Source organism: Paenibacillus sp. FSL R7-0128, assembly GCF_038002245.1.
In the GTDB taxonomy this organism is placed as follows: Bacteria; Bacillota; Bacilli; order Paenibacillales; family Paenibacillaceae; genus Paenibacillus_AQ; species Paenibacillus_AQ silagei.
In genome coordinates this window covers 6,379,606-6,406,290 of record NZ_JBBOCD010000001.1, presented here as the reverse complement: position 1 = coordinate 6,406,290, position 26,685 = coordinate 6,379,606, and the positions used below count along the sequence as shown (strand labels likewise).

At 54.1% G+C, this 26,685-nt stretch carries 20 protein-coding genes; 14 read left to right on the top strand and 6 right to left on the bottom strand.

All coding sequences use genetic code 11. The features are described from left to right. Positions 1-49: 49 nt before the first annotated feature. From NST26_RS27085 to NST26_RS27070, 4 genes are all read left to right on the top strand, one after another. On the top strand, positions 50-1,018 hold the full coding sequence (locus NST26_RS27085; RefSeq protein WP_036732542.1) for an ABC transporter permease: 969 nt from the start codon (positions 50-52) through the stop codon (positions 1,016-1,018). Between the two features lie 21 nt (positions 1,019-1,039). Then, complete coding sequence (locus NST26_RS27080; RefSeq protein WP_036732546.1) at positions 1,040-1,915, top strand: carbohydrate ABC transporter permease; 876 nt, start codon at positions 1,040-1,042, stop codon at positions 1,913-1,915. A gap of 103 nt (positions 1,916-2,018) precedes the next feature. Continuing rightward, complete coding sequence (locus tag NST26_RS27075) at positions 2,019-3,128, top strand: glycoside hydrolase family 88/105 protein (RefSeq protein ID WP_340980274.1); 1,110 nt, start codon at positions 2,019-2,021, stop codon at positions 3,126-3,128. Positions 3,129-3,229: 101 nt separating this feature from the next. After that, the gene (locus NST26_RS27070; RefSeq protein ID WP_340980273.1) at positions 3,230-4,573 is read left to right on the top strand and encodes a glycoside hydrolase family 28 protein; all 1,344 of its coding nucleotides are present in this window, start codon (positions 3,230-3,232) and stop codon (positions 4,571-4,573) included. A gap of 339 nt (positions 4,574-4,912) precedes the next feature. Here NST26_RS27070 and NST26_RS27065 read toward each other — a convergent pair whose 3' ends face one another. The 4 genes from NST26_RS27065 to NST26_RS27050 all read right to left on the bottom strand — a co-directional run bounded on the left by NST26_RS27065 (position 4,913) and on the right by NST26_RS27050 (position 7,398). Continuing rightward, positions 4,913-5,332 carry a hypothetical protein gene (locus NST26_RS27065; RefSeq protein ID WP_340980272.1) on the bottom strand — a complete coding sequence of 140 codons (420 nt, stop codon included), beginning with the start codon at positions 5,330-5,332 and terminating at the stop codon, positions 4,913-4,915. A 339-nt stretch (positions 5,333-5,671) separates the two neighbouring features. Then, a complete protein-coding gene (locus tag NST26_RS27060; RefSeq protein ID WP_340958309.1) occupies positions 5,672-6,310 on the bottom strand; it encodes a hypothetical protein in 639 nt (212 codons plus the stop codon). Next, the gene (locus tag NST26_RS27055; protein WP_340980271.1) at positions 6,307-6,816 is read right to left on the bottom strand and encodes a flavodoxin family protein; all 510 of its coding nucleotides are present in this window, start codon (positions 6,814-6,816) and stop codon (positions 6,307-6,309) included. The genes NST26_RS27060 and NST26_RS27055 overlap by 4 nt, the downstream gene beginning before the upstream one ends. Before the next feature lie 12 nt (positions 6,817-6,828). Then, a complete protein-coding gene (locus tag NST26_RS27050; RefSeq protein WP_340980270.1) occupies positions 6,829-7,398 on the bottom strand; it encodes a TetR/AcrR family transcriptional regulator in 570 nt (189 codons plus the stop codon). 204 nt (positions 7,399-7,602) lie between these two features. On the opposite strand from NST26_RS27050, the gene NST26_RS27045 reads away from it, so the two are divergent. Next, positions 7,603-8,613, top strand: coding sequence for a ketoacyl-ACP synthase III (locus NST26_RS27045; protein ID WP_340980269.1), 1,011 nt, complete (start codon positions 7,603-7,605; stop codon positions 8,611-8,613). A gap of 241 nt (positions 8,614-8,854) precedes the next feature. Here the strand turns inward: NST26_RS27045 and NST26_RS27040 are convergent, their stop codons facing one another. Continuing rightward, a complete protein-coding gene (locus tag NST26_RS27040; RefSeq protein ID WP_340980876.1) occupies positions 8,855-9,880 on the bottom strand; it encodes a LacI family DNA-binding transcriptional regulator in 1,026 nt (341 codons plus the stop codon). A gap of 315 nt (positions 9,881-10,195) precedes the next feature. On the opposite strand from NST26_RS27040, the gene NST26_RS27035 reads away from it, so the two are divergent. Further along, positions 10,196-15,361 carry a carbohydrate binding domain-containing protein gene (locus NST26_RS27035; protein WP_340980268.1) on the top strand — a complete coding sequence of 1,722 codons (5,166 nt, stop codon included), beginning with the start codon at positions 10,196-10,198 and terminating at the stop codon, positions 15,359-15,361. Between the two features lie 682 nt (positions 15,362-16,043). On the opposite strand, the gene NST26_RS27030 is transcribed toward NST26_RS27035, so the two are convergent. Further along, entirely contained in the window at positions 16,044-16,598 is a 555-nt protein-coding gene (locus NST26_RS27030) for a GbsR/MarR family transcriptional regulator (protein WP_036732568.1), read from the bottom strand. A gap of 255 nt (positions 16,599-16,853) precedes the next feature. Here NST26_RS27030 and NST26_RS27025 point away from each other — a divergent pair, with 255 nt between their 5' ends. From NST26_RS27025 to NST26_RS26990, 8 genes are all read left to right on the top strand, one after another. Then, positions 16,854-18,053 carry a quaternary amine ABC transporter ATP-binding protein gene (locus tag NST26_RS27025; RefSeq protein WP_036732571.1) on the top strand — a complete coding sequence of 400 codons (1,200 nt, stop codon included), beginning with the start codon at positions 16,854-16,856 and terminating at the stop codon, positions 18,051-18,053. Next, positions 18,050-18,886, top strand: coding sequence for an ABC transporter permease (locus tag NST26_RS27020; RefSeq protein ID WP_036732574.1), 837 nt, complete (start codon positions 18,050-18,052; stop codon positions 18,884-18,886). Before NST26_RS27025 ends, NST26_RS27020 begins: the two co-directional genes overlap by 4 nt. A gap of 15 nt (positions 18,887-18,901) precedes the next feature. Further along, positions 18,902-19,786 (top strand): glycine betaine ABC transporter substrate-binding protein, encoded by an 885-nt coding sequence (locus NST26_RS27015; protein ID WP_340980266.1) that lies wholly within the window; start codon positions 18,902-18,904, stop codon positions 19,784-19,786. A 208-nt stretch (positions 19,787-19,994) separates the two neighbouring features. After that, positions 19,995-20,609, top strand: coding sequence for a TVP38/TMEM64 family protein (locus tag NST26_RS27010; protein ID WP_339251004.1), 615 nt, complete (start codon positions 19,995-19,997; stop codon positions 20,607-20,609). A gap of 151 nt (positions 20,610-20,760) precedes the next feature. Next, the gene (locus tag NST26_RS27005) at positions 20,761-21,486 is read left to right on the top strand and encodes a hypothetical protein (RefSeq protein ID WP_340980265.1); all 726 of its coding nucleotides are present in this window, start codon (positions 20,761-20,763) and stop codon (positions 21,484-21,486) included. A gap of 497 nt (positions 21,487-21,983) precedes the next feature. Continuing rightward, positions 21,984-22,820 (top strand): sporulation protein YunB, encoded by an 837-nt coding sequence (gene yunB, locus NST26_RS27000; RefSeq protein ID WP_340980875.1) that lies wholly within the window; start codon positions 21,984-21,986, stop codon positions 22,818-22,820. A gap of 487 nt (positions 22,821-23,307) precedes the next feature. Beyond that, complete coding sequence (locus tag NST26_RS26995) at positions 23,308-24,903, top strand: response regulator (protein ID WP_340980263.1); 1,596 nt, start codon at positions 23,308-23,310, stop codon at positions 24,901-24,903. Next, positions 24,900-26,666: a sensor histidine kinase gene (locus NST26_RS26990; RefSeq protein ID WP_340980262.1), complete on the top strand. Its 1,767-nt coding sequence runs from the start codon at positions 24,900-24,902 to the stop codon at positions 26,664-26,666. Before NST26_RS26995 ends, NST26_RS26990 begins: the two co-directional genes overlap by 4 nt. Positions 26,667-26,685: the final 19 nt, after the last annotated feature.

Here is a 26,685-nt window from a genome sequence, read left to right as displayed (position 1 = left end):
CAGCCTTTTTTTCTACTATAGAATAATTTACAGAGAAAGGAAGAGAATCATGCAGGAAGTAACCGCCCCGCCCCGCGTAGTTCCCGAACCGCAGCCGAAGAAATACAAGAGCAGCAGTGAGCTGAAGAAGCGGCTGTGGCGCAACAAATTGCTCTATGTCATGCTCATCCCCGGCGTGCTGTATTTCATTATCTTCAAATACTTGCCGATGTACGGACTGATTATTTCCTTCCAGGATTACAAGCCTTACCAAGGGATTACCGGGAGCGAATGGGTGGGCATGAAGCATTTCAGCCGGCTGTTCACCGAGCCTGATTTCTTGAACATATTAGCCAATACGCTGATTCTGTTCGGGATGAATATTCTGATTTATTTTCCGATTCCGATTATTCTGGCCCTGATGCTTAATGAACTCAGAGGCACCTTCTTCAAAAGATTCTTCCAGACCCTGGTGTATCTGCCGCACTTCATGTCTTGGGTTATCGTCGTCTCAATCTCCTTCGTCATGGTGACGATGGACGGGGGGATTATCAACGAGCTGCTCGCTTACTTCGGATTCGCCAAGATCAATTTCCTGCTGAGTCCAGGCTGGTTCCGGCCGATGTATATCCTTCAGGTCATCTGGCGGGAAGCAGGCTGGGGCACGATTATCTATCTGGCTTCCATTGCGGCTATTGATCCGGGGCTCTATGAAGCTTCGCGCATGGACGGAGCCGGACGGCTCAGACAGGTCTGGCATATTACGCTTCCGGCCATCCGGGGAGTGATTATCACCCTGTTTATTCTGAAAATCGGTTCCGTTCTCGACCTGGGCTTCGAGCATGTCTACCTGCTGCTCAACTCCATGAACCGCGAGGTTGCGGAAATTATCGATACGTATGTCTACACCGCCGGTCTGCGGCAAGGGCAGTTCAGCTACAGTACAGCCATCGGCTTCTTCAAGTCGATTGTGGGCCTGATCATGGTCATGACCGTCAATAAGGTGTCCAAGAAAATAGGAGAAGAAGGCGTATATTAAAATGCCGCAGGAGGAATTCAAATGGTAGAAGACCGCACGTTCAGCGGCAGACTATTCTCTGCCGTCAACTTTATACTGCTTGCCCTTATCGCGCTGGTAACGGTGCTGCCGTTCATCCACGTTGTAGCAGGCTCCTTCACAACCAGTGCTGAGCTGGCTGCCAACAAGTTTGTACTGATTCCGAAGGTATGGAGCTTAGAGGCGTACAAATTTATTTTCTCCACGAATACGATCTTCAGAGCCCTAGGGGTATCGATTGGAGTCACGCTGATAGGCACGCTGTTCAGTATGTTCATCACGGCGCTGATGGCCTACGGTCTCTCCCGCAAGGATCTGGACGGCCGCCGGGTGTTCAACTTCCTGGTGGTGTTCACGATGCTGTTCCACGGGGGGATGATTCCTACGTTCCTCGTGGTGAAGGAGCTGGGGCTGATTGACTCGTATGCGGCGCTGATTCTTCCTTCCGCGATCAGTGCGTTCAATATGATTATACTCAAGAACTTTTTTCAGAACATTCCGGAGGGGCTGGAGGAATCGGCCAAGATTGACGGCTGCAATGACTTCGGGATTCTGTTCAAAATCGTGCTGCCCCTGTCGCTGCCAGCGATTGCCACGATCTCTCTGTTCTACGCTGTGACGTACTGGAACACTTATATGAGCGCCATTCTCTATCTTGATAACAGCGCCAAATGGCCGATTCAGGTCCTGCTGCGGCAGATTGTCGTGCTGGCCAGCGGGATGGATCATAGTGCGACACTGGACGGCACGGTTCCGCCGCCGGATCAGACGATCAAGATGGCGGTTATCGTGGTCGCTACGCTGCCGATTCTGATGGTGTATCCGTTCCTGCAGAAGCATTTTGCCAAGGGTGCGATGCTGGGCTCGATGAAGGGCTGATGACTGACGGCTGATGACTGACGGCTGAAGGATGAAGGATGGAAGGAGGGTCGTTGAGATAGAGGGGCCGCCGGATATTCTGACCAATTGAAGGGGGATTACGATGATAGGCAGTCTGCCGCAAACACCGATTGAATGGGCACAAAAGGCCTGTGATTCATTAATGGATACGTATCAGGCGGGAGAACTCCCGCCTGCGCACCGCTGGCATTATCATCAGGGCGTTTTCCTGTGCGGAATGGAGCTGCTGTGGAAGACACTCCGGGAGGACCGCTACATCCATTATATCCAGCAGTATGTGGATGATCTGGTGGATGAACAGGGGAATTTCGACTTTGCCCGGGATGAGCTGGATGCCGTGCAGGCGGGGCTGCTGCTCTTCACACTGTATGAACGGACCAGTAAGCGGAAATACCGGGAGGCTGCGTTCAAGCTCCGCCATCTGCTGCTGACGCTGAACCGGACCTCCGAGGGCGGGTACTGGCATAAGGACAAATATCCGCACCAGATGTGGCTGGACGGGCTGTACATGGCCGGGGTGTTCTCGCTGAAATACGCGAATACTTATAGAGACGATGCCTTGCGGGCCGAGGTGCTGCACCAGGAGCGCCTGATGCGCAAATACATGAAGGACGAGGAGACCGGCCTGCTCTACCATGCCTGGGATGAGAGCCGCCGCATGCCATGGTCGAATCCCGCCACCGGCTGCTCGCCGGAATTCTGGAGCCGCTCGCTTGGCTGGTACGGGCTTGCCGTCTCACAGTTCATGGATGAACTGCCGGAGACTGATCCTGGACGGGCCGAGCTTGCAGCCGAGCTAAGCGGATTCGTACAGGCGTTGATCCGTTATCAGGACCCGCAGAGCGGCCTGTGGTATCAGGTGGTGGATAAGGGACATGAACCTGATAATTGGCTGGAGACCTCCGGCTCCTGTCTGTTCGTCTACACGATTGCCAGAGCAGTGAAGCTGGGTATCCTTCCGGCTGAAGTTGCGGATGAAGCGGCGGAAGCCGCGCGTAAAGGCTACGAAGGCTTAATTCAGGTGCTCCAGTGGGATGAGCAGGGCCGGCTGCTGCTGCCGGATATCTGCATCGGGACCTCGGCGGGAGATTACCGTAACTATGTAACCCGTCCGAAGGTCAGCAATGATCTGCACGGCGTGGGAGCGCTGGTGATGGCCTGTGTGGAGATGCAGGGTTTGTATCCGGCATAAGCGGAGTGGAGTTAGAGGGCTGCCGGTTCAGACACAGGCACAATAGAGCCGGAAGCTGCCTGGATCAGCCCGGCAGCGGATGACAAGAATGGAGGCGGACCGTGTATAACATAATAGACTACGGAGCGCAGCGGGACAGCGGAGTACCAGCAACGCAAGCGATTGCGGACGCGGTTGCAGCAGCACGCAGTGCCGGTGGCGGAACGGTATATATTCCGGCCGGTACCTTCCTGACCGGCGCAATCCGTCTATACAGCAATATTGAGCTGCATGTCAGCCCCGGTGCGGTATTGTCCTTCAGTACCGATCCGGCGGATTATCCTGCCGTGGAATCACGGTGGGAAGGGGTGGAGCAGGAGGTTCATGCAGCCTGCATCTACGGAGTGGGCCTGACTAATGTCTCTATTACCGGGAGCGGAACCATTGACGGGAATGGAGAACCTTGGTGGGAGAAGCACCGAAGCCGCCCGGAAGAGCTGGAGTATCCCCGTCCAAGACTGATTGGTTTCGACGATTGCAACCGGGTGACGCTCCGCGATCTGACGCTGGTAAATTCCCCAAGCTGGACGGTGAATCCGATTAATTGCAGCAATGTGATGATCGATAATCTGTCGATTCTGAATCCGGCAGATTCCCCGAATACCGATGGAATCAATCCCGAATCCTGCCGCGATGTGCGTATCAGCAACTGCCATATCGATGTCGGCGATGACTGTATTGCCATTAAGGCAGGCACCGAGGATACCCGGGAGCGGATTCCCTGCGAGAATATCACGATTACGAACTGCGTGATGGTCCACGGCCACGGCGCGGTGGTGCTGGGCAGTGAGATGAGCGGCGATATCCGCAATGTGACGATCAGCAATTGTGTATTTAAGCAGACGGACCGCGGCATCCGCATGAAGTCCCGGCGGGGACGGGGCGGGATTATTGAGGATATCCGGATCAGCAACATTGTGATGGAGGATGTGATCTGTCCCTTCACGCTGAATCTCTATTATTTCTGCGGACCCCGGGGCAAGGAGAAATACGTCTGGGACAAGAACCCGTATCCGGTGACGGAGGAGACCCCGCAGTTCCGGCGGATTCATTATGCCAATATTACAGCCCGCAATGTCCATGCGGCGGCGGGATTCCTGTACGGGCTGGCGGAGCAGGCCGTCTCGGAAATCACCTTCACCAACATCGATATCTCGATGGCGGAGCACGCGGTGCCCGGCCAGCCGGATATGATGGCAGGACTTCAGGACATGCAGCGCCGGGGCTTCTTCCTCGGCAATGTCCGCGAGGTGCAGTTCCAGCAGGTCACAATTGAGAACCATGACGGCCCGGCCTTTTATGTTGAGAATGGGGAAGAAGTGGAATTTCTGAACTGCCGCTCCAGGAACACGGTCAAGCCGGAGAAGCTGGTGGAGGAGGCTGGTGTGGAGTTGCCGGTGAAGTGAGAATGTAACGCCAATGGGCCGCGAATTACTGGAGATGAAATACTCTAAATTCAGCAAGATAGCGGTATGCCAAAGAGCCTGGTCCTGTTAGGGGGTCCGGGCTCTTTGGGGATAATAAAAGTTGTACTATTCATATTAAAAAGCACTAAAGAAATAAACAAAAAGCAAAAGAAGCGGAGGGGAAATTTGGAACTGTAGGAGCGGTAGCGACCGCCTTTGTCACCGGATTTCACTCGCGAACAGCGATATTAATCAAGAAATCTGGGGACAACAGCGGCCGGAAGTCCAAATGTTCACCGCAGTGACGGTGAAGCTTCAAGTTCAAAACTTAAGTGCTTTTTATTCAACTTGAATTTTTAAGGCATAAATCGCGGAACCTTTCTTCCAAGTAGCCATTACTCCATAAATGTAGGTCCCTTTATCATCCGGGATATTAAATTGGTTAGAATCGGTTATATCTTTGAACTTGTATTTACTAAAGTGTTCTCTTATTAGTATGGAATCAGGTGTAGAGTCAAATTGTATATTAATTGTAGATCCGCCAGGAATGATCTCGGGATCTTTCTCCTCCATAGCTTCCCATGGACCTCCGTATAACTCTTTAGCACCCCAACTATACGTACTAATCTCCACAGGAACAACTTCACCAGTATCCAAAGTAGCGCTCATTTCGGGTAAAGGCATGGAGCTAAGCCTACTACACCCGGTGATCATCACTATAAGAACAAGTGCTAACAATAACTTTCCTATCCTGTGCATAGGCATCCCCTTTCTCAGCAGACTATGTAACAGGTACTCTATACTATGATTTATTTAAAAAAATAGAGGAGATAGCTGTATTCCATACATTTAAAAACAGTGAAAAGGAGGTGTATCCGCTTCTAACAGTAGTTTGTACAACTAAATCTGCCCGAATGAGGGATAAGTCCGGTATTGGTGGAATTTAGGTGTACGAAATACAACTAAACATATCATCGGAGGAATATCAGGTGATTTAGATGTACGGAGTGCAATTAAGTCCTAAATTAAGTCCTCCACTCGTATCGTAATCGGGTACGGCAGCCCCCACCGCCAGTATGCAATTAGTTACAGTATTCGTTACATCCGCCGCCGCAGATCCTTCGGCTTCAGTCCGTTCTCCCTGGCTGTGCGGTGCCAGAAGGAACGGGTGGAATAGAATTTCCAGGCAAAGCGGGGGAAGTTCGGGCTGAAGAGCAGGGATTCCCCGGCGCTTCTGGACTGGATGCTCTCGGCCAGGCTATGCATGGCACGGCCCAGATTCTTCAGCGGCCCCCGGCCCAGAGGCACCTTATCCAGGGAGCCTAGCATTTCCCCGGCGCCTTGGCCTATGGCTTGCCCGAAGTGAACACCGGCGCGCGCGCACCAATTCTTAAGGATCTCCACCGCAATGTGGTTCTGCTGTCCCTCGTAGAAGCCGTTGTTAATCAGCGCATAGACGTAAATCTCCCGTTCGCGCTCGGTCTTCAAATATCCTTCCAGGGTAACCAGCAGCTGGAACAAGTGTGACGGAATTCCGTCATAATACAACGGGAAGGCCAGAACCAGCACATCCATGCGGCATAGCTCGCTGTACTCTTCAGGAGTGAGCGGTCTTTTATTCGGCGTATAGGGGTGCAGTTCGTTCCCGTCCGCAATCAGCGGCTCGAGCATGGACAGCAGTATGCCCGAGTTGCTGCCGTTTGGCTTGGGGCTGCCGTTAATCAGCGCGATGTTCATTGGAGGGCCTCCTTAATGTGCTGCGGGCTGGTGTGGAAATAGACGTTGTTCTCTGACGAATACAGATTCAGGCCGTTTGCCGCGACCAGCATTCGGGCCGTATGCTGCTCACCCTCCGTAAGGTCATTGCCATAGAAATGTACGGATAATGTGAACTGGTGCTTATAGCGGGGCCGGTGATGTGTCTCCCCGTGTGTGGTGACAAAATAGGGCAGCATGTAGGAGAGGCTCCGGTTCAGCACATTCAGCACAAAGGGGCTATAGCTGCCGTACATACATTTACTGATGATCATGAGCTCATCGCTGCGGGAGAACAACTCCCCCAGATTGTCGTAGCCATCTCTCTTAATGACGCATGTCCCGGGAGTCCGGGTCCAGCAGCCGAAGCAGCCCATGCACGAACGGATCGCACCGCTATCCGAGATGACTGTTACTTCCTCTTGCGCCGTATCCCCCAGCCAGCCCGCGAATTCTTGCTCCTGCAGATCGTGTATGATCGTTCTCAAGACTTCATCTCCCTAAAAGATAGATTTAAGCTCCAGCAGATCGCGCCAGTTGCCCGAATACCGCACTCCGTTATTGGTAAGCAAAGCTGTAATTCCATGCACCATGGACCAGAGTGTAACTAAGTGCTTGGTGAATTCCGGCTCCGGCAGCCCGCTGCTGCGGAACACTTCATAGACCGTTGTCCGGAACAGGGCAAATGGCGGGTAGCTGTCAGAATCGTAGCTGTCCAGATCAATGACGATGCCTGAATGGTAGAACAGAAACTGGAAATACTGTGGATGCTCTATGAAAAAATCAATATAGGCCTGCCCCAGCAGAATAATCGTATCAGGGTTCCCCTCCTGGCCTTGAACCGAGGCATGCAGAGTGTCCATAAACTGGCTCGTGACATGCTCCCCCATGGCGGCTACCAGTTCATCTATATTTTTAAAATGGCTGTAGGGGGCGGTATGGCTGACTGCACATTCGGCGGCTACTTTGCGCAGGGAAAAGCTATTCATGCCGTCCAAGTTAATCAGCTTGATGCCGGCTTCGATCAGCTGGTTGCGTAAATTGCCGCGGTGGTAAGGTTTATCTTTCAAGGTATGCATTCTTCCTTTCATACTTGCTTGTCATCTTAACATTGTAAAGATTGTAGCATGTGTTTGTGATCTTTACAATGTTAAGATGTGATTGCCGCTCGGCATTTCCGGGTATACATTTTGCAAAATAGTTTGGAGCAGGTTATAATTAGTACCAAGTACTAATATCAGATACTAATAAAATCAAAAGCTGAGGTGGATCTAATGACAGGTGCAAAAATAACAGCGATCGGATCTTACGTGCCGGCCCGGAGACTTACGAATCAGGACCTGGAGCAGATGGTGGATACCAATGATGAGTGGATTGTGCAGCGGACGGGGATCCGGGAGCGCAGGATCAGCCGCGAGGATGAATATACCAGTGATCTGTGTGCTGCTGCCGTCCGGGATATGATGAAGCGTTATGGCAAAAGCATGCAGGATGTCGATATGGTGCTTGTGGCGACCAGCACGCCTGACTTCTCTTTTCCATCTGTAGCGTCCATTGTCCAGAATACCCTTGGCATTCCGCTGACTGCGGGAGCGATGGATCTGAGTACCGCCTGCGCCGGATTCGTATATGCTCTGCATACGGCTCACGCGCTGGTGTCCTCGGGACTGCATCATAAGGTGCTGGTCATTGGTGCCGATACGCTGTCCAAGATCACAGATTATACGGACCGCAGTACCTGTATTCTGTTCGGGGATGGTGCAGGGGCTGTGCTGGTCGAGAGCGGCGGGGCGCAGGACGACTTCATGGGATACCATCTCGGCAGTGACGGAAGCGGAGCGCAGCATGTCTATCGCACAGGGCTGTCGGAGAAGGTGAACGGAGTGGAGCTCTCCGGGACAGGGCTGCTGGTGCAAAATGGCCGGGAAGTATTCAAGTGGGCGGTCCGTACGGTTCCGCAGGGAGTACAGCAGGTGCTGAAGAACGCCGGAGCAGATATTGCGGGAGTAGACTGGTTCATCCCGCACAGCGCTAATCTGCGGATGATTGAACCCATCTGTGAACGGCTGAACTATCCTCTGGAGCAGGCACTGTACAGTCTTGAAGCCTTCGGTAATACCTCGGCTGCCAGTATTCCGCTTGCGCTGGATCTGGGTATCCGCGAAGGGAAGGTGCGCAGCGGTCACCAGGTGCTGTTGTACGGATTCGGTGCGGGGCTTAGTCATGCGGGTCAATTGGTCAGACTGTCGCTGGACCCTCAGGTAGCTGAGCCTACCTCGCTGTGATGGGTTCAGGCTAAAGAAGCAAGGACAGGCCAATGTGGGGGCCAAGCCGAAAAATGGTCCCCAAAACCAGAAAAACGGTGCCTTGAAGCAGCCCGTTAAATGAGCGATTATAGTATCGAAAGCGTTTTCGGGTGGGTGCATCATGCAGCCAAGCGAAGTTCTGAGCTGGAGGGGAGGGATCGCAGGGCAAATCCGGGAGAGGCAGAAGTTCAGCGTTACGGCGATCCGGTGGTTTAGGCGTTCAGCGGTTCAAGTGTTTCAGCCCGCTGCCGCAGGATTCACGGACGATCAGCGCCGGTTCAACCACAAACGAGCCACCCTCAGACTGGTTATTGATGAGATCGAACAGCATATGGGCGGCGAGCACACCCAGGCGTTCTTTGTTCTGGCGGATGGTAGTCAGCGTAGGGCTGGTATACTGGCAGGCCTCGATATCGTCACAGCCGATGATGGCTACATCCTCAGGAACACGCAGACCCTGCTCCTTCAAGGCGCGGATTGCACCGAGGGCGAGGAGATCGGAGGCGGCGAAGACCGCTTTTGGCAAATCTCCTGATGCAATTAACGAGTTCATTGCTGCATACCCGCTGGGCTCGAAGAAATCATCACCATGCACGAACCACTTAGGATTCATGACCAGGCCGAAGCCGGCAATGGCTCTGACATACCCTGCTTCGCGCCGGTTGGAGATATCCGAATCCGCTCTGCTGCCTATGAAACCAAGCTCCCGGTGTCCGAGCAGGTAGAAATGCTCCACCACTTTGGAAGCAATCTGGTAATTGTCTGACATGACATAGCCGGATTTCCTGCCGGTCAGCTCCAGGTCAACGCCGATGCAGGGAATATGGCTCTGGTCGAGTTCCTGTATCGCAGGCTCCATCTGTTCTCCCGAGATAATGACACAGCCGTCCACATGGAAATGCAGGCAACGCGAGTAGTAATCGCCGCTGTTAATGAACTTTTCATTCGAGAAGAAAATCAGATCATACCCCAGAACCCCCATCTGCTTCTTGAACGAATTCAGCACCTCAACAAAAAAAGGATGGGTAAATTCCACATTTAGCTCACCGGCAAAAATAACCCCGATCAGATTCGATTTCTTGGTAGCCAGCGTCTTGGCGGAGCTTGAGGGGGTATATCCGGTTTGTTCGATGATTTCGAGCACTCTTCGTTTCGTTTTTTCGGAAACATCGCTGTAATTATTCATGATTTTGGAGACAGTCGATACAGAGACCCCGGCCATTTCGGCGATTTTTTTGATATTCATTTGCATGGCTATGCTCACCCCCGCTTCATAGTTATAACAGGGCCAAAAGACGGGTATGCCAGGGTTTCTCAAGGCTACTGACCGTTCACTTGGACACTCTCTGCTGTCAAACAGCAGTCCTTTCTAGAGTCTATTCAACTTGCCGAAACAAGTCAAAGGTTAATTGCGTTTAGAGGAATGGCACGGAGAAAATCGAAACCGATTTCGGTCAGGGGGCCTGAGAGTACTTTAGATTGAGCTGAGAGCAACTTGAAGGCAGCGGGGCGATGGAAATGCGGTAAGAGGAGACTCTAATCCTGAGGAGGCATACACGGAATGAAAAGAAATATATCAGCGTTGTTAGCGGCCGCTGTCATCGTAACGGGACTTCTATCGCCGCTGGGCAGCGGCGGGGCTGAGGCGAAGTCTGTTCAGAGCAGACTGACAGCGTCTGCGGAGACCACAGCCGCCTTGCAGAGCGGGAGCTTGGCTGCTAATGATTTGAAAGCGTTTACCGATGTAAAAGAGGGCAGCTGGGCGGCATATGCGGTGCAGCGCTGGAGCCGCAGCGGGGTGATCTCCGGCTACGGGGACGGCAGCTTCCGGCCGGAGCAGCAGGTCACCCGGGCAGAATTCACGGCAATCGTCAACCGTATATTCGGCTATAAGGATATGGCGGCTGTGCTACCGGCGGATATCCCGGCGGCGGCCTGGTACAAGGACGATATCGCCAAAGCGGTAGCAGCTGGGTATCTGAGTGAAGACGCACATCAGCGAATCGAACCTGCGGCTCCGCTGAAACGCGGGGAGGCGGTCCTTGCGCTCCAGCGGATACTGAGGCTGGAGACAGAGCGTCAAGCGCAGGGGAGGTATAGCGACCTGGCGGGAGCCGATAGTGCAGTTAGCGCTGCGGCGGATGCTTTTACGGCAGCCGGTTATATGCAGGGCTATCCCGGAGGCTTATTCAAGCCGGACGGGAGGATCACCCGTGCCGAGCTGGCGAAGCTGGCGGATACACTGGTGCCGGAGCTGCGCTCCGCCGCCGGGGAAGTGAAGCTGGGCAAGGTGAAGGGCAATGTGGTGCTGAGCCATGAGGATATTACACTGAGGGACACTATCATAGAAGGAAATCTCTATCTTACCGAGGGGATCGGGGAAGGAGTGATCCGGCTTCAGGGGGTGCAGGTTACCGGCACAACCTATATTCGCGGCGGTGGAGGGCAGGGCGTGAGCCTTACGGACAGCAGCCTTGGGGCTGTGCAGGTGGCGAAGCCGAAGGGCAGTGTCCGCATCGTTGCCAGCGGGACAACATCCGCCGGAACGGTACATCTTGATTCCGGTGCTATCCTTGAAGAAGCTGCGCTTACCGGGGAGGGATTCGCTGGTGTTGTCCTCCCGGCAGGTGAGCAGACGGTCACTCTTATTGGCAATTATGGGGTTGTATCCACCGCTGATGCGGCCGGAGGCAACCTCACGCTGAGCTTGTCAGGCAAGCTATCCAAGCTGATCTGGGGCACTCCCGGCAAGCTGGTGCTGATGAATCAGGCGCAGGTGGCTGAGCTGCTCCTTACAGCCGGTGCCCGGGGCACTACAATTACAGGCAGCGGTAGCTTAGGTACTGTGCTGAATCAGGCCGAGGCTGTAACGGCCGGGGGCATTGTTCTCATGCCAGGCAGCCGCAGCAATCTCAATCTGGCCTCGCCGCAGGCCAGCCAGCCGCCTGTGGCCGCCGGTGGCGGAGAGACAGCGACGGCTACACCGGCTGTCACTCCTTCGCCGGAAGTGACGCCGACTCCGGTGGTTACGCCTACGCCGGAACCGACAGCGAAGCCGACACCGACGCCAACACCGACGCCAGAGGTTACGCCGGAGCCGACGCCAGTACCAACACCAGAGGTCACGCCGGAGCCAACAGCGACACCGACGCCGACACCGACAGCGAAGCCTACGCCGGAACCGACAGCGACGCCGACACCCACGTCAACACCCGCGCCGAGCACTGATCCGTGGAGTCTGGTGTGGAATGATGAATTCGATGACAATGTCATTGATCCTGCGAAGTGGACCTATGATCTCGGAGACGGCACCGCTGTCGGGAATCCGGGCTGGGGCAATAATGAGCTGGAATATTACACCAATGATCCGAAGAATGTGAAAGAGCAGGACGGTAAGCTAATCATTACCGCACGCAAGGAGGCAATAGGCGGCAAGCCGTACACTTCCACCAGAATTAAGACCAATGGCTTGTACAGCAAAATGTACGGCAAATTCGAGATCCGGGCAAAAGCTCCGGCTGGCAAGGGGCTGTGGCCGGCGATCTGGATGCTGCCGGAGAATTATGTGTACGGCAATTGGGCGGCCTCCGGGGAGCTGGATATTATGGAAGGCTGGGGCAGCCGTCCGAATGTGGTTGCCGGAACGATCCATTATGGTTCCCAGTGGCCGGATAATGTCTATTCCGGCAAGGAGTATGTATTGCCTGGCAGTTCCACCATTGAAGAGTTCCACACCTACTCCATTGAGTGGGAGCCGGGAGAGATCCGCTGGTATGTGGACGGGGTGCTGTTCTCGACCAAGAATGACTGGTACAGCAAGAGCAGCGGACAGCCGGCTATCAATGCGTATCCGGCACCGTTCAACCAGAAGTTCCACCTGCTGATGAATTTGGCAGTCGGCGGCAACTTTGACGGTAACCCTACGGATGAGACCGTATTTCCGAGTTCCATGGAGATTGACTATGTCAGAATCTATGAGCTGACCGGACGCGAATACCGGCAGCCGGTACCGGTGGAGCTGGCGAAGGAGCCTTATCTGGAGGGAGCGAAGCCGCCGCTGGCAGATGGGAACTTCATTTATAACAGCGGATTCACGCAGCAGGTGGAGGGAGATCCGGGGATGGGCATCCCGAATACAGCCCACTGGGTACTCTACAAAGATGAAGGCGCGGATGCGGCTCTGTCTCTGGAGCAGGCAGGCGGCGTGAATCTGCTCAAGGTAAACATCTTGAAGCCAGGCGGCAACACCTATTCGATTCAGCCGCAAGCCATTGTCTCGCTGGCAAAGGGCAGATTTTACAAGCTGAGCTTCGACGCCAGAACAGATACGGCGAGGGAGTTCACAGCACGGCTGACCGGTGGCGCGCCGCTGGGCTTCCCGTCCTATTCCCCGGCATTCAAGGCGGTGCTGACCCCGCAGCTTCAGCATTACGAGACGATGTTCCAGATGAAGGAGAGCTCGGACAATGCTGCGCGGATTGAGTTCAATCTGGGGACCAATGCTTCTCCGGTCTGGCTTGGCAATGCACGGCTTGAAGAAATCGATAGCATTCCCTTCGATCAAGACAGCGCCAAGGCGCCGCTCGGCAGCGGCAACCATCTCTACAACGGCAGCTTTGATCTGGGAGAACCGGACCGGATGAGCTATTGGCATATTGCTGCTTCAGGAGGTGCGGAGGTTACTCCGCGGGTTGAGGCTGACGGCCGCCTGAAGCTGGACATTACAGACGCAGACACCGGCGGCAGCGAGGTTACGCTGCAACAGAAGGGAATCTTCCTGGTGCAAGGCCAGGATTATAAGCTGACCTTCGAGGCCGATAGCTTCTCCGCAAGGACAGCTGTAGTCGAACTGCAAGGCAATGACGGCGTAGTCTATGCTTCGGAGCCGGTTCAGCTGAATGCAGGACATCAGCAGGTTGAAGCGCTGTTCAAGAATCTCGCGGGGGCCACGGATCATCTTGGACAATTCGTACTGCGGCTTGACGGGACAGCAGGAACGGTCTTTCTGGATCAATTCGCGCTGGTACGCACCAGCTCCTATTATGATCCTGATCTGACCTATTACCCGCTCTTGAACGGGGATTTCAGCTTCGGGCTTACGAGCTGGGAGCGGCTGCTGACAGAAGACGGCGGCCAGAGCACTGCCGCTGCGGTGGATGGAGCAGCCAAATTCAGCATTACGAATACCGGCAATCAGGCGTATTCGGTGATGCTTTTCCAGAATAACCTCAAGGCAGCGGCGGGCCTCGATTATGTGGTTGAATTCGATGCCAGTGCCAGCGTGGCCCGGCAGATGAATGTGAAGGCAGAGAATGCGAGCTATTCCCCTTCCATCGATAAGACGGTGGAGCTGACACCAGAGATGAAGCATTACCGGTTCGAATTCCGGCAGGGGGCGAATGATATGCTCTCGCTGAAATTCCTGCTTGGCAAGGTAGGGGGTGTGAGCGTTCCGCAAAGTCATGATATCATCATCGACAATGTGCGATTCGAGATCAAGGATGCCCCGGCGAAGCCGCAGGAGCTGCTCGCAGATTCCACAGCCAACCGGGTATCACAGCCGATTGAGCTTACCTTCATCCCGAAAGCAGAATGGTCCGGCAGCATTAAGTCTCTTAAAGTGAACGGCGTCACGCTTGCGGCGGAGCTGTACAATGTAGGGTCGGGAGCAATCACAATTCAGCCTGCCGCCTTCCCGGCAGAGGGAAGCTATAACATTACCGTGGAAGCCGAAGGGTACGTCAATGCTAGTGTGCTTCAGACTATACTGGCGAATGATAACAATCTGGTCGTCAACGGATCATTCACCGGCGGCAGCTCGGGCTGGTCCACCTGGTCCGGCGAAGGCGGAGTCTCGTCCTTCCAAGTGGTGAACGGAGCAGCGGAGGTGCTGATCACGGCGGCCGGGTCACAAGCCTGGCACACCCAGCTCTATCAGGAGAAAATACCGCTGGAAGCTGGCGCAACCTATGAGCTAAGCTTCAGAGCGAAATCTACCGTTCCCCGGCAGATTATCGTGGAATATAGCGGAACCTCTGCCCAGGCGGCTCAGGCGAAGTTCGACATTACAGCCACATGGGCGACTTACAGCACTCAGTTCAGTGTGACGAACGCCAATCCGCTGAAGCTGAACTATCTGATCGGCGCCACGCTGGGTGAAGATAAAACGGCGAACCATACGGCGCATACGATTTCTTTGGATGATATCGTGCTTAGAAAGGTAACAGACGGACCGGACACCGAGCCTGCCAGCGGCACACTGGATAACGGCACATTCGATGCGCAGCCGGCCCTTAAAGGCTGGACCCAGTACTTCGAGAGCACCGGAAATGCCGCAGTCCAGAATGGGGAGCTTGAGGTGTCGCTGGGCTTCACGGGATCTGCCAACTACGCCGCTCAGGTAGATTACAGAGATTTGAAGCTGACTCAGGGTAAAAGCTATACCTTGGCCTTCAGCGCCCGTTCGGATATCAACCGGCAGATTGAAGTAGCAGTCGAGCATTTCGGAGGAGATTATACGAAATATTTGCAGACAACCGCCGCTTCATTAACTGGCGAAATGCAGCGCTTCAGCTACACCTTCACCATGAACGGCGGAACGGATGCAGGGGTTCATCTGGTCTTTCTGCTGGGGCTGAATCCCGGAAACAGCGCAGAGACGAATGCGGCTATCGAAGCAGGCAATCATATCTACATCGATGATGTCAGTCTGATCGAGAACCCGTAAGCTAACGAAAGATGGTGTGATTTGCCGGAAGTATAACTGCCGAAAGACAGCACATCAGCATGCGAAAACGGCCGCAATCCTTGAATTAAAGGGTCGCGGCCGTTTTGATACTTATATGGAAACTATAGTTTCCCTGATAAAGCATCATATGGGATCAAATGAAAGTGAAAAACAGCATACATTGTGCTTAAACGCAGGCGCATGGCCCAAATGTATGCGGAAAACAACATACATTGTGCTCACACGCAGGCGCATGGCCCGAATGTATGCGGAAAACAGCATAAATTGTGCTCAAACGCATGTGATGGCCCGAATGTATGCGGAAAACAGCATACATTGTGCTCAAACGTAGGCGATGGCTCAAATGTATGCGAGGCTAGGTTCCCTTGAAGTCTTTGGTAGTTCCATTTCCTGCTTAAACAGTGGAGAGGACGAAACGATTGTGGAGAAGCGATAGCGGTCGCCTTGGTCTCCGGATTTTCACCGAATAGGGGAATGAAAAAAATCTGGAGAGCACAGCGATTGTAACAACGTTTCGTTCGCGGAGCGTCCTCACCGAGCGCAAACGTCCATCCAACTCCAAAACACGGGGTGTCCCTGCCATTTCATGGCTTATGGAACATCCCCTTTTGGAACAGCCTTTTCAGCATGAGCAGAATAGTTTGAACGCCAATAGCTGATATTATTCTTTAGGGATTAATTCAAAGATCTTGCCGGTCTCCAGCGCTTCGATCAGCTTCAGCAGCCAGCGGTAATATTTAATGGCTTCTTCAATCTTGAGCTCGTCGGTGTGGAGCAGGCGCGATAGGTCGGGCTCGTCCGCGTAATCGATTTTCATTTGCCGGATTTCGGCGAGTGATTTGTTAAGGGCGGTCATATTCCCTTCAACTGCTTTTCTCCATTTAATAGAGAAGTAATCGCTGAAGTTCTGATGCCAGTCGGGAACCACCTCGAACAGATCCTTGCGGGTGCCCTTGCCCCAGACTTTATCGATCATCTTCAAATCAAGCAGTGTACGTACTCCAGTACTCATGGAGGTCTTACTCATGCCCATGGTGCTGCTTAGCTCATCCAGTGTAACCGGGCCCTCATTAAAGTACATGTAACCGTATAAATGCCCGATGGACAGGGTGATGCCGTATAAATCCATATTTTTGCCGATAGAGTCGATGACCCGTTCACGGGCTTTGCTGATTTTTTCTATTTGCTCGGGCAAAAGCCCCTCTAAATCGTTCATGATGTCCCTCCTGAGGAATAGGCTGACATTCTGCATGTCTCTCCTAGTGTATTGTAATCAAATCCCCGGCAAGAAGTAAAGAATTCATCCGGAACGGAATCCGGCGTTAAACAGAGTATTCTATACGTAAAGTACGTAAAGTTAAAACTGTACACTCAATTCTTAGCGAATATGAGCTTTGCGTATTTTTTCGTAAGTCCGTTACACTAGGTCAGTAGCGTTAACCCGAAAGTAAAAGGAGAGAAGGAGGTCAACATGGCAATTATAGAGGTGAAACAGTTAACCAAAGTATTCGGTCATGATGCAGCACGGGCGCTTCCATTATTAGAACAAGGCTGGTCCAAAGAAAAGATCGCCCGGGAAGCCAAGCTGACGGTCGGTGTGAATAAAGCCGAATTCAGCATTGAAGAGGGAGAAATATTTGTCATTATGGGATTGTCGGGCAGTGGTAAATCCACGCTTGTCCGTCTGTTGAACCGGCTGATTGAGCCTACCGGAGGACAGGTGCTGTTCAAGGGTAAGGATGTTGTCAAGATGAATCCGGAGCAGCTTCGGGAATTCCGGCGGAAGAATATCGGCATGGTCTTTCAAAAGTTCGCACTGTTCCCGCACCGCAGTGTGCTGGCTAACGCAGAATACGGACTGGAAGTCCAGGGCGTGGAGAAAAGCAAACGAACCCGGCTGGCCATGGAGGCTCTTGAGCTTGTAGGGCTGAAGGGCTGGGAGAACCACCGCCCGGATCAGCTCAGCGGAGGCATGCAGCAGCGTGTCGGCCTGGCGCGCGGTCTGGCCAATGATCCTGACATTCTGCTGATGGATGAAGCCTTCAGTGCGCTTGATCCGCTGATCCGCAAGGATATGCAGCAGGAATTGCTGGAGCTGCAATCCAGAGTGAAGAAGACGATTGTCTTCATCACGCATGATCTGGATGAAGCGCTGCGGATCGGGGACCGTATTGCCCTGATGAAGGACGGGGTCATTGTCCAGATCGGATCGCCGGAAGAAATTCTGATTCAGCCTGCGAACAAATATGTGGAACGCTTCGTGGAGGATGTGGATCTGTCCAAAGTATTGACCGCTTCCCATGTGATGCGCCAGCCGGAGATGATCCGCCCGGAACGCGGTCCCCGGGTAGCCCTGCAGCTCATGCGGGACAGCGGGGTCTCCAGCCTGTATGTCGCAGATAATGAGATGCGGCTGCAAGGTCTGCTGACAGCGGATAATGCCTCACAGGCCTTGAAGGAGAACCGCAGTATTCTGGATGTGATGCTGCGCGACATTCCCCGGGTTCAGCCGGATACCCTGCTGAATGATCTGTTCGAGCTGATGTCGGAGACGCATCTGCCCGTTGCTGTAGTGGGGGAAGGCGAGAAGCTGAAGGGCATTGTTATCAAAGGGGCCGTGTTGTCTGCCCTGGCCGGTAACGCGGTTCCTGAAGGAGGAATTGGTTCATGAATTTACCCAAAATACCGCTCGGAAAGGGCGTAGAATGGATTGAAAATTGGCTCACGACCTACTTCGGCCCTATATTTGATATCATTCATGCTGTGATTGGCGGAATGGTGAGCGGGATTGATGCGGCGCTGAATTTCCTGCCCGCAATGGTGCTGACCCTTCTGATCGCAGCTCTGGCCTACTGGATCGGCAAATGGCGGATGGCGCTGTTTGCGGTGGTCGGACTGCTCCTGATTGACAATCTTGGATTGTGGGGACCGTCGATGCAGTCGCTGGCCCTGGTACTGACAGCCTCTCTGCTGGCTGTAGTGATCGGGGTTCCGCTCGGAGTGCTGTGTGCACAGAGCCGGACTTTCCAGAACATTGCCACCCCTATCTTAGACTTCATGCAGACGATGCCGGCGTTCGTATATCTGCTTCCAGCCGTGTCGTTCTTCTCGCTGGGCGTTGTTCCCGGCGTCATTGCTTCTATTATATTTGCGATTCCGCCAACCATCCGGTTAACGAACCTGGGGATTCGCCAGGTCTCACCGGAGCTGGTGGAAGCGGCGGATGCCTTCGGTTCAACCGCAGGGCAGAAGCTGTTCAAGCTGCAATTGCCGATCGCGCTCCCGACTATTATGGCCGGGATTAACCAGACGATTATGCTCTCGCTGTCTATGGTCGTCATCTCGTCCATGATCGGTGCCCAGGGTGTAGGTGCCTATGTATACCGTGCAGTATCACAGGCGAAGACGGGTGCGGGCTTCGAGGCGGGGATTGCGATTGTTATTATTGCCATCCTGCTGGATCGTCTGACCCAGAAGCTCTTCAAATCCAAACCACAAGAATAGGAGTGTATGATTAATATGAAAAGAATCCAATTGATAAAGCGCAGACCACTGGTCCTGCTGATGCTGCTAATGGCAGTAATTCTGGTAGCTGGTTGTTCGTCCAATAATAACAGTACGGTGAAGCTGGCTTATGTGGCCTGGGATTCCGAGATCGCCAGTACTAACGTAGTCAAGGAAGTGCTGGAAACGAAGCTCGGCGTGAAGGTGGAGATGCTGCAGGTCGATGCCGGGCCGATGTGGGCCGGGATTGCTGACGGAAGCGCAGACGCCATGGTAGCCGCCTGGCTGCCAAGCACGCATGCCTCTTATCTGGAGAAATACGGCAAGGACATTGAGGATGCCGGTGTGAATCTGGATGGAACGAAGACCGGGCTTGCCGTTCCCGCCTATATGGAGATCAACTCCATTGAAGATCTGAATAATGCGGAAGTAGCGGCAACGCTCGATAAGCGGATTATCGGAATTGAGCCGGGGGCCGGAATTATGACGGCCACGGAAAAAGCGCTCGAAGCCTACGGCTTGAGCGATTATACGCTGCTGGAGAGCTCGTCGGCGGCAATGGCGCAGGAGCTGCAGAAGGCTTTTGACAAGAATGAACCGATTGTGGTCACCGGCTGGACTCCGCACTGGATGTTCGCCAACATGGACCTCAAGTACCTGGACGATCCGAAGAATGTCTACGGCGGAGCTGAGCAGATTCATACCATGGTCCGCTCAGGTCTGAAGGAAGATATGCCGGATGTGCACAAGTTCCTGAGCCAATTCAAATGGACCGCAGAGGATATGGAGCAGGTTATGGTCAAGATTCAGGGCGGACAATCGCCTGAAGAAGCGGCCAAGGAATGGGTAGAGAGTAATGAAGCCAAGGTTAATGAGTGGACGGCTGGTATCTCTGCTTAAGTGAACTCTGTAGGGTTCAGTGATCTGGCGGCGATGACCGATGTGTGCTATGATGGGAGAAAATAAGCAACAATTCTGTAACTTGTACGCTTATGTCGCAGAATCTATAGTTAGATGTTCAATAAACACCCCGCAAGGGGTGTTTTTCTTCAACATTAATGAGCGGTTCCTTTACATGCTGCTAAGAGTCAGGGAAGGAGAGCGCTCTATGACCGAGATCATCAATGCCTGGATTGACTGGCTGCTGCAAAGTCTGGGACTTAGCGGCCCGTATATTGTTTTTGCTACCTTTCCGCTCGCCGTGCTGCAAAGCTTGTTCGGATTTTTCCCCCTGGCGATTCTGATTGTGCTGCATGTCTCTGTATTCGAAGTGATCGGCGGGATGGCTGTCAGCTGGCTGGCCTGCAACCTGGGCGCGGTAATTGTCTATTTTCTCTTCCGGCGCTATCTCTTCGACTGGTTCGACCGCAAATGGGGCTACAAGCTCAAGAAGTATGAGAAATGGCAGACCTATCTGGACCGATACGGCATCTGGACCCTGGTGCTGCTGCGTACGATTCCGATTGTGCCCAGCAATATCATCAACCTGATGTCAGCCGTGTCTCCGATGAAGCCGGCGGCTTTTGTCTGGGGGACGGTGCTCGGCAATCTGTCTTTTATCTGGCTGTTCGGTACGCTCAGCTCCTCGCTCATTGTCCCGCGTGAGGACTGGAACGGTTTTCTGTTGTGGTATGGCGTATTTATGCTGATTCTGCTTGCTATCTTTGTCCGGCTGCATTGGGGGCATCTTCAGGAGGATAAGCGCAAGCGGGCGGGGCATTAGAAGAACGTTGCTGCGGTGTGCTGCCGCGGGGATGTTCTTTTTTTTTGTGGATTAGGAAATTATGATTTGCGTCCGATGTGGATAAGTTGTGCATAAAGTTGGGGGTAAGTGTCTTGGAGCATCGGCAGGATGACTATATTCGGGGCCGGATATGGTCGAAAAACCGATCACATTTGGTGCGGCAGAGGCGTGTGGGCCGGATATGGTCGAAAAACCGATCACATTTGGTGCGGCAGTGGCGTGTGGGCCGGATGTGGTCGAAAAACCGATCACATTCGGTGCGGCAGAGGCGTGTGGGCCGGATGTGGTCGAAAAACCGACTACATTCAGTGCGGCAGAGGCGTGTGGGCCGAATGTGGTCGAAAAACCGACTACATTCAGTGCGGCAGAGGCGTGTGGGCCGAATGTGGTCGAAAAACCGACTACATTCGGTGCGGCAGAGACGTGTGGGCCGGATGTGGTCGAAAAACCGGCTACAATCGGTGCGGCAGAGGCGTGTGGGCCGGATATGGTCGAAAAACCGATCACAATGGGGATGCCGCAGGCATTTTGTTCTTGTTTTATGGTGGGGATAGGGTTGGGAGGAGGATTATGTGAATTATCTGGAAGAGAAACCAACATGTGTATGAAAAACCGAATACAATGGCGAGTGCGAAGGCGTGTGGGCGGATGTATGAGTAAAAGCGAATATCATGTGGCCACAGCCAGTAACAAATTTCGAGAAATCCTGCAAGAATTGCAACAATGCTGCTCCGTACAAGCGGCGGTGAGGGAGACAACCCTCAGAATGGACCAGATATATCAAAGCGGAAACCCCACATTGTGGGGTTATTTTGCGTGTGCGCCGAATAGCCTATTAGTACAGGGAGCGGCTTGACCGCAGGAATGTCGGGAGGGACTGCAGGCATGGGCAGAATCAGAAAATGGGGGAAACGGAGCGCAGGCGTACCGCTCTTCGGGCGTCTGCGGCTGCCGGACTTCAGCGGAAGCGGTCTGAGGGGGCCGGTCGGGCGCCGCCAGGCCTTCAAGGCCAAACCGTCCAGAGCGGGAATCCGGCCGCCGGGTGCGGGTTCGGGAGCAAGGTTCGAAGCGAAGCCTTCAAGACCCGGCGCGGGTCTGCCTGGCCGGAGCTGGGGACGGAGCGGGGGCTTCGTGGCGAAGCCCTCCAGGTCCGGCGGCCGGCTGGACGGGAGCGGAGCGGATTACGGGACAGCGAAGCCGTCCGGGAGAACAGCGGGCGCTCCGGGCCAGCGGGTCTGGCGCAAGGCCGGGCGCGGGGGCGGCGGGTTCCGCCTGTTCGGCAGCAGGGACGGGAAGCGGCAGGAAGCTGACGGGGACAAGGGGCGGAAGCCGCGCAGACGGGGCAGATTCTGGATCGTTCTGAGCCTGCTGCTGCTTCTGGCGGTGCTGCAGGGGCTGCGTTATGTGGAGCAGCACCTGAAGCCGCCGATTCTCCATCTGGCGCAGATCCGGGTGAAGCAGATCGCTACGGAATCCATTAACAAGGCAATTACGTCCCAGGTGGCGGACGGCGGGAATGCTGAGGCGCTGATTGACTGGAAGACGGATAAGAGCGGCAAAATCTCCGGCTTCATGCTCAACTATAAGGAGCATATGCGGATTACCTCGCAAGCCGCCGAGGTGATACAGTCCACACTGCAGGAACTGCATAACCGCAGCGAGCGTATTCCGCTGGGCCAGGCGCTTGGCAGCCCGCTGATTGCCTCCTTTGGACCCGATATTCCGATCAAGATCGAACCTCAGGGGGCCGTGAAGGTGGAGCTGAATACCCGGCAGCAAAATGCCGGAATCAATATGATTCTGGTTGAGGTCTATATTCACATTGTGACCGAGGTAGCGGTCGTAATCCCCTTTGACATGGAGCCGCAGGTGGTGGACACAGAGATCCCCGTCTCCTACCTGATGGTAGTCGGTGACGTTCCGATGTACTACTATGACAATCAGGGCAAGCCTGTCGGCGAGAACGGCAGCAGCGCCCCGGGCATCGCCATCCCGGCCCCTTCGCTGAGTACGGAGAAAAGCAGCACCGGCGCGGAAGGCACGCCTTCAGGCGGCGGCAACAGCAGTTCAGGCTCGGGCGGATCAGGCGGACATGCGGGCAGCGGGGAGAGCCCCTCGCCTGCATCAGGCAGCAACAATGCGCCGGATGCGGAAAGCGGAAGCGGAAATACGGGGGATGGGCCGGAGTAGGGGAGAAGCGGGGATAATGTCGGGGTAAGGGCTCCTGTGGTCATTTAATGGCTAAATGGGGGTCTTTTTTTATTGTGCCGGAGAGGTTGATACGGGCTAATGCGGATAAAGTTCGGAATTAGTTGGCAGGCTGCCGGTGCGATGAGGACGATGAGGGAAGTGGGTGGAATTAGGACACTTGTTAATGGACGAATGGCGGATATTGCGACAAGAGTTGGAAAAACAGCATTTAAATTTTCGTAATTTCTCCACTAGTGGTCAGAACGGTATTAGCAGATGCTGTTAATCCACTTATTGTCCTGTAACCGCCAGAAGTGGAGTAATTAAGCTACATTTTTCTACTTGTTTTCAGGATTGAGCTCATATTTTTCAATTCAAATCCACCTTTCCAATATGAATCCACTAGGAATGAACCGGAATGGCTTCTATAATAAGGGCAACACTGCGGCTGACAGGGGCTGTAAGCCAATCTTGGGGGGCTAGCATAATGAGAATATTGATCGTGGATGATGAGCCCAGACATCTTAGAGGGATGGTCAATCTGATCGGACGCCTTCGGCCGGAGGATCAGGTGGTGGCGGTGCAGGATGGCTTGTCCGCTATGGAAATGGTGAAAGCCCACCGCCCGGAAGCTATATTGACTGATATCCGTATGCCCGGAATGGATGGGCTTGAATTTCTGGAACGGCTTAAGCTTGAAGGTATCCGGACCAAGGTCGTAATGGTATCCGCTTACAATCTGTTCGAGTATGCGCAGAAGGCAGTTCATTATGGGGCTTACGATTACCTGCTGAAGCCGGTGGAGATTGACCAGGTAGCGGATGTCCTAAGCCGGATCGACCTTCTGCTGACAGCGGAACAGAGGCAGCGCCGTGAAGAGGAAGAAATGCAGCACCGGCTTAAGCTCGCTTCTTCCGCCTACCTGAACCGGCTCATGCTGTCCTGGCTGAACGGCAGTGCGTCCTTGGCCGAGCTGGCGGAGCTGGACGGTTATGATTGGCTGCGGGAGAGCGGTGTCGCTGTGTATTCGGAGCTGAACTCCTGCCAGGATAGCGGGGAGAGGCAGGACAGCGGCGTGTTCATCCGTGCTCTGGAGCAGGCCTGGGGCAGGTGGGGGGAAGCCATCACCATTCCCTTGAGCGGGATGACGGAGGACGGCTCTCTTGCCGCCGTTACCTTGATTTCCCTGGAAGCCCTTACCGGGGACAAGCGGGAAGAAGCCCGGTCCATTGCCCGTTCCTTGGCGGCGGATTGGGCGCATACCGGACAGCTCACCCACGGGATTGGCCCGGAATGCCGTTCCCTCCGGGAGGAAGCGCCGCGGTCCTATCTGGCAGCCAGAACGGCCAACAGTTACAACTTCTATGATTTCCGGCAGGGGCTGCTGTTTTCAGATGAGATCAGGTTTTCTTCCCGCGAGGCCGTTCCTGACTGGAGCAAGGTCTATGAGGCGTTGAAAATGGATGATGCTGCGCTTGTTCTGGAAGCTTGTGTGGAAGCCCTCTGCCAGCTTGCAGACGGTGGACATGCCAGCCCTATGCTGCTAAAGGAGCAGGCATCGCTAATGCTGCTGCAGATCCGGAGTGAGCATCAGGACATTCTGGATAAGAGAGCGCAGCAGATGCTGACCGGTACGGCTACGATGCTTATCCGCTCATGCCGCTCGTACCCGGAGCTGGTGGCCCATTTGGGGCAGGCACTCCGGGAAGCGCATTTGGCCTTAACCGTATCCCGGCAGGATCAGGGGGAGAGCATGATCGCTGAATGCCTAAGCTGGATACAGCAGCATATGAAGGAGGAGCTTACACTGGAGCGGGCAGCTGAGCATTTCCATTTTAACCCTTCCTATTTCAGTACACTGATCAAGAACAGGACGGGAAAAACGTTCTCGGAGCATGTGACGGCGGCCCGGATGAAGCGGGCCAAGGTACTGCTTGCCGGGGAGCCGCTCCGAATATATGAGATATCCCTGGAATGCGGATTTCAGGATACGAAATATTTTTGCCGCGTATTCAAGAAGTATTACGGCATGTCGCCCAAAGCCTATAAGCATGCGCTGTCGCAAAGGAAACGTGAGGCATGAAGATCACCTTCCGTTACCGGCTGCTGGCCAGCTATATTCTGTTGATCGCCATTCCCCTGCTCGTTCTGGGGGCTTTATTCTACCGGACCAGCCTGAAGATTATCACAGAGCAGGCGCAGAAGAATGTATATGAGATTGTCAGGAAGAATAATGAAGTCATGGACACCAAGCTGCGGATCGTGGACCAGAACAGCATGTCCTTGTTCCTCGATAAGGATCTGTTCCGCATCTTCAACCAGCTGGACCCCGCGAATGAAGCGGAGCTGTTCGCAGCCGACCGGCAGGTGACGGCTGTGCTCGGCAAAACCTTTTCCCAGAACCAGGATATCTTTGCCTACCAGCTATGGACCTCCTACTTCACCTTCGGACAACCCCTGCCTCAAGGAGAACCGACGCAATCGGATATATACCGTATGGCCCGGCAGGCGGGAGGGAAGCTGGTGTGGATACCGACTTATGAGTTCGCGTCCATGTTCAACCAGCCCTATCTGCAAGGCGGAAATCTGGAGTTCCGTTATCTCTTCTCGGCTACACGTCTGCTGGACTTCACCTATCTGAGCAATACGAAGCTTGCTAAAATGGATGCCGGAGTGGAACGCCCCGTACTTGCCATAAGCTTCAAATCCGAGGTGCTTAAATCCTTGTATGCAGACAGCCTTCCGGGGAACTCGCGCTACATGGTGCTTGATCCGCAGGACAGGGTAGTCGCCAGCAGTGAGCCGGGTCAGGTTGCACAGATCTATAAGGAGGCAGGACTGGACAAGCTGCAGCGGGAGAACAGCGGGGCACGGAGAATGAAGCTGGACGGCGAAGCGGTGATCGTCTGCTTCGACCGTTCGGAGGTGACCGGCTGGATGTCTGTGGTGTGGATACCGGAGGCAGGGCTGGTGAGCAGCCTGGTGCCGGTGATCCGGACATCTATTACTGTACTGGCTGTTGTGATGGGGATTGTGGCTCTGATCTTCGCTTATTTCATTGCAGGTAAAATCACTAAGCCCATCAAGCGGCTGCTCAGCGCAATGAGATCGGTGGGCGAGGGAGATTTCCAGACCCGCGTGGATGTGGTGAGCCATGACGAGTTCGGCGTGCTGACGCAGCGCTTCAACCGGATGAATGACCGGATTCAGCTGCTGGTGACGGAGAATTACGAGATCAAGCTGAAGGAGAAAGAGGCTGAGATACAGGCGCTGAATATGCAGATGCATCCGCACTTCCTGTATAATACGCTGAATGTGATGAACTGGACGGCAATTGAGAATGATCAGCAGGAGCTTAGCAGGATGCTTGTCTGTCTATCCAACATGCTGCATTATACCTCCCGGAAGACATGGGACGCCGTACCGTTGTCCGAAGAGATGAGCTGGATGAGTAATTACTTCTATATTATGTCGATCCGCTTCGAGGACAAGTTCACCGTGGAGTATGATATGGACCCGCAGCTCTTGGCGTACGATGTGCCGAGACTGCTGTTCCAGCCCTTTGTGGAGAATGCGATTCTTCACGGCTTCGATCAGACCGGCTCTGGAGGACTCATTGGAATCCGCGGCTGGATTAACGGCAGAACCCGGCATTACGAGGTGGCCGACAACGGCCGGGGCATGAGTGCGGAGACGGTACACAGAATTCTGTATCAGAAGTCTTCCTCTGTGGGTATTAAGAATACTATTGACCGCATTCAGATGACCTACGGCGGCGAGTACGGGATATCCATCTTCTCGACTCCGGGAGCAGGCACGAAGGTAGTGATTACTTTGCCGCTATAAGCCAATCCCGGTCCACCAA

Excerpts from the sequence above, each read along its gene's own strand:
- NST26_RS27085 (WP_036732542.1), top strand. The coding sequence starts at position 50 with ATGCAGGAAGTAACCGCCCCGCCCCGCGTAGTTCCCGAACCGCAGCCG.
- NST26_RS27080 (WP_036732546.1), top strand. The coding sequence starts at position 1,040 with ATGGTAGAAGACCGCACGTTCAGCGGCAGACTATTCTCTGCCGTCAAC.
- NST26_RS27075 (WP_340980274.1), top strand. The coding sequence starts at position 2,019 with ATGATAGGCAGTCTGCCGCAAACACCGATTGAATGGGCACAAAAGGCC.
- NST26_RS27065 (WP_340980272.1), bottom strand. The coding sequence starts at position 5,332 with ATGCACAGGATAGGAAAGTTATTGTTAGCACTTGTTCTTATAGTGATG.
- NST26_RS27060 (WP_340958309.1), bottom strand. The coding sequence starts at position 6,310 with ATGAACATCGCGCTGATTAACGGCAGCCCCAAGCCAAACGGCAGCAAC.
- NST26_RS27045 (WP_340980269.1), top strand. The coding sequence starts at position 7,603 with ATGACAGGTGCAAAAATAACAGCGATCGGATCTTACGTGCCGGCCCGG.
- NST26_RS27040 (WP_340980876.1), bottom strand. The coding sequence starts at position 9,880 with ATGAATATCAAAAAAATCGCCGAAATGGCCGGGGTCTCTGTATCGACT.
- NST26_RS27035 (WP_340980268.1), top strand. The coding sequence starts at position 10,196 with ATGAAAAGAAATATATCAGCGTTGTTAGCGGCCGCTGTCATCGTAACG.
- NST26_RS27030 (WP_036732568.1), bottom strand. The coding sequence starts at position 16,598 with ATGAACGATTTAGAGGGGCTTTTGCCCGAGCAAATAGAAAAAATCAGC.
- NST26_RS27025 (WP_036732571.1), top strand. The coding sequence starts at position 16,854 with ATGGCAATTATAGAGGTGAAACAGTTAACCAAAGTATTCGGTCATGAT.
- NST26_RS27020 (WP_036732574.1), top strand. The coding sequence starts at position 18,050 with ATGAATTTACCCAAAATACCGCTCGGAAAGGGCGTAGAATGGATTGAA.
- NST26_RS27015 (WP_340980266.1), top strand. The coding sequence starts at position 18,902 with ATGAAAAGAATCCAATTGATAAAGCGCAGACCACTGGTCCTGCTGATG.
- NST26_RS27010 (WP_339251004.1), top strand. The coding sequence starts at position 19,995 with ATGACCGAGATCATCAATGCCTGGATTGACTGGCTGCTGCAAAGTCTG.
- NST26_RS27005 (WP_340980265.1), top strand. The coding sequence starts at position 20,761 with ATGGTCGAAAAACCGATCACATTTGGTGCGGCAGAGGCGTGTGGGCCG.
- NST26_RS26995 (WP_340980263.1), top strand. The coding sequence starts at position 23,308 with ATGAGAATATTGATCGTGGATGATGAGCCCAGACATCTTAGAGGGATG.
- NST26_RS26990 (WP_340980262.1), top strand. The coding sequence starts at position 24,900 with ATGAAGATCACCTTCCGTTACCGGCTGCTGGCCAGCTATATTCTGTTG.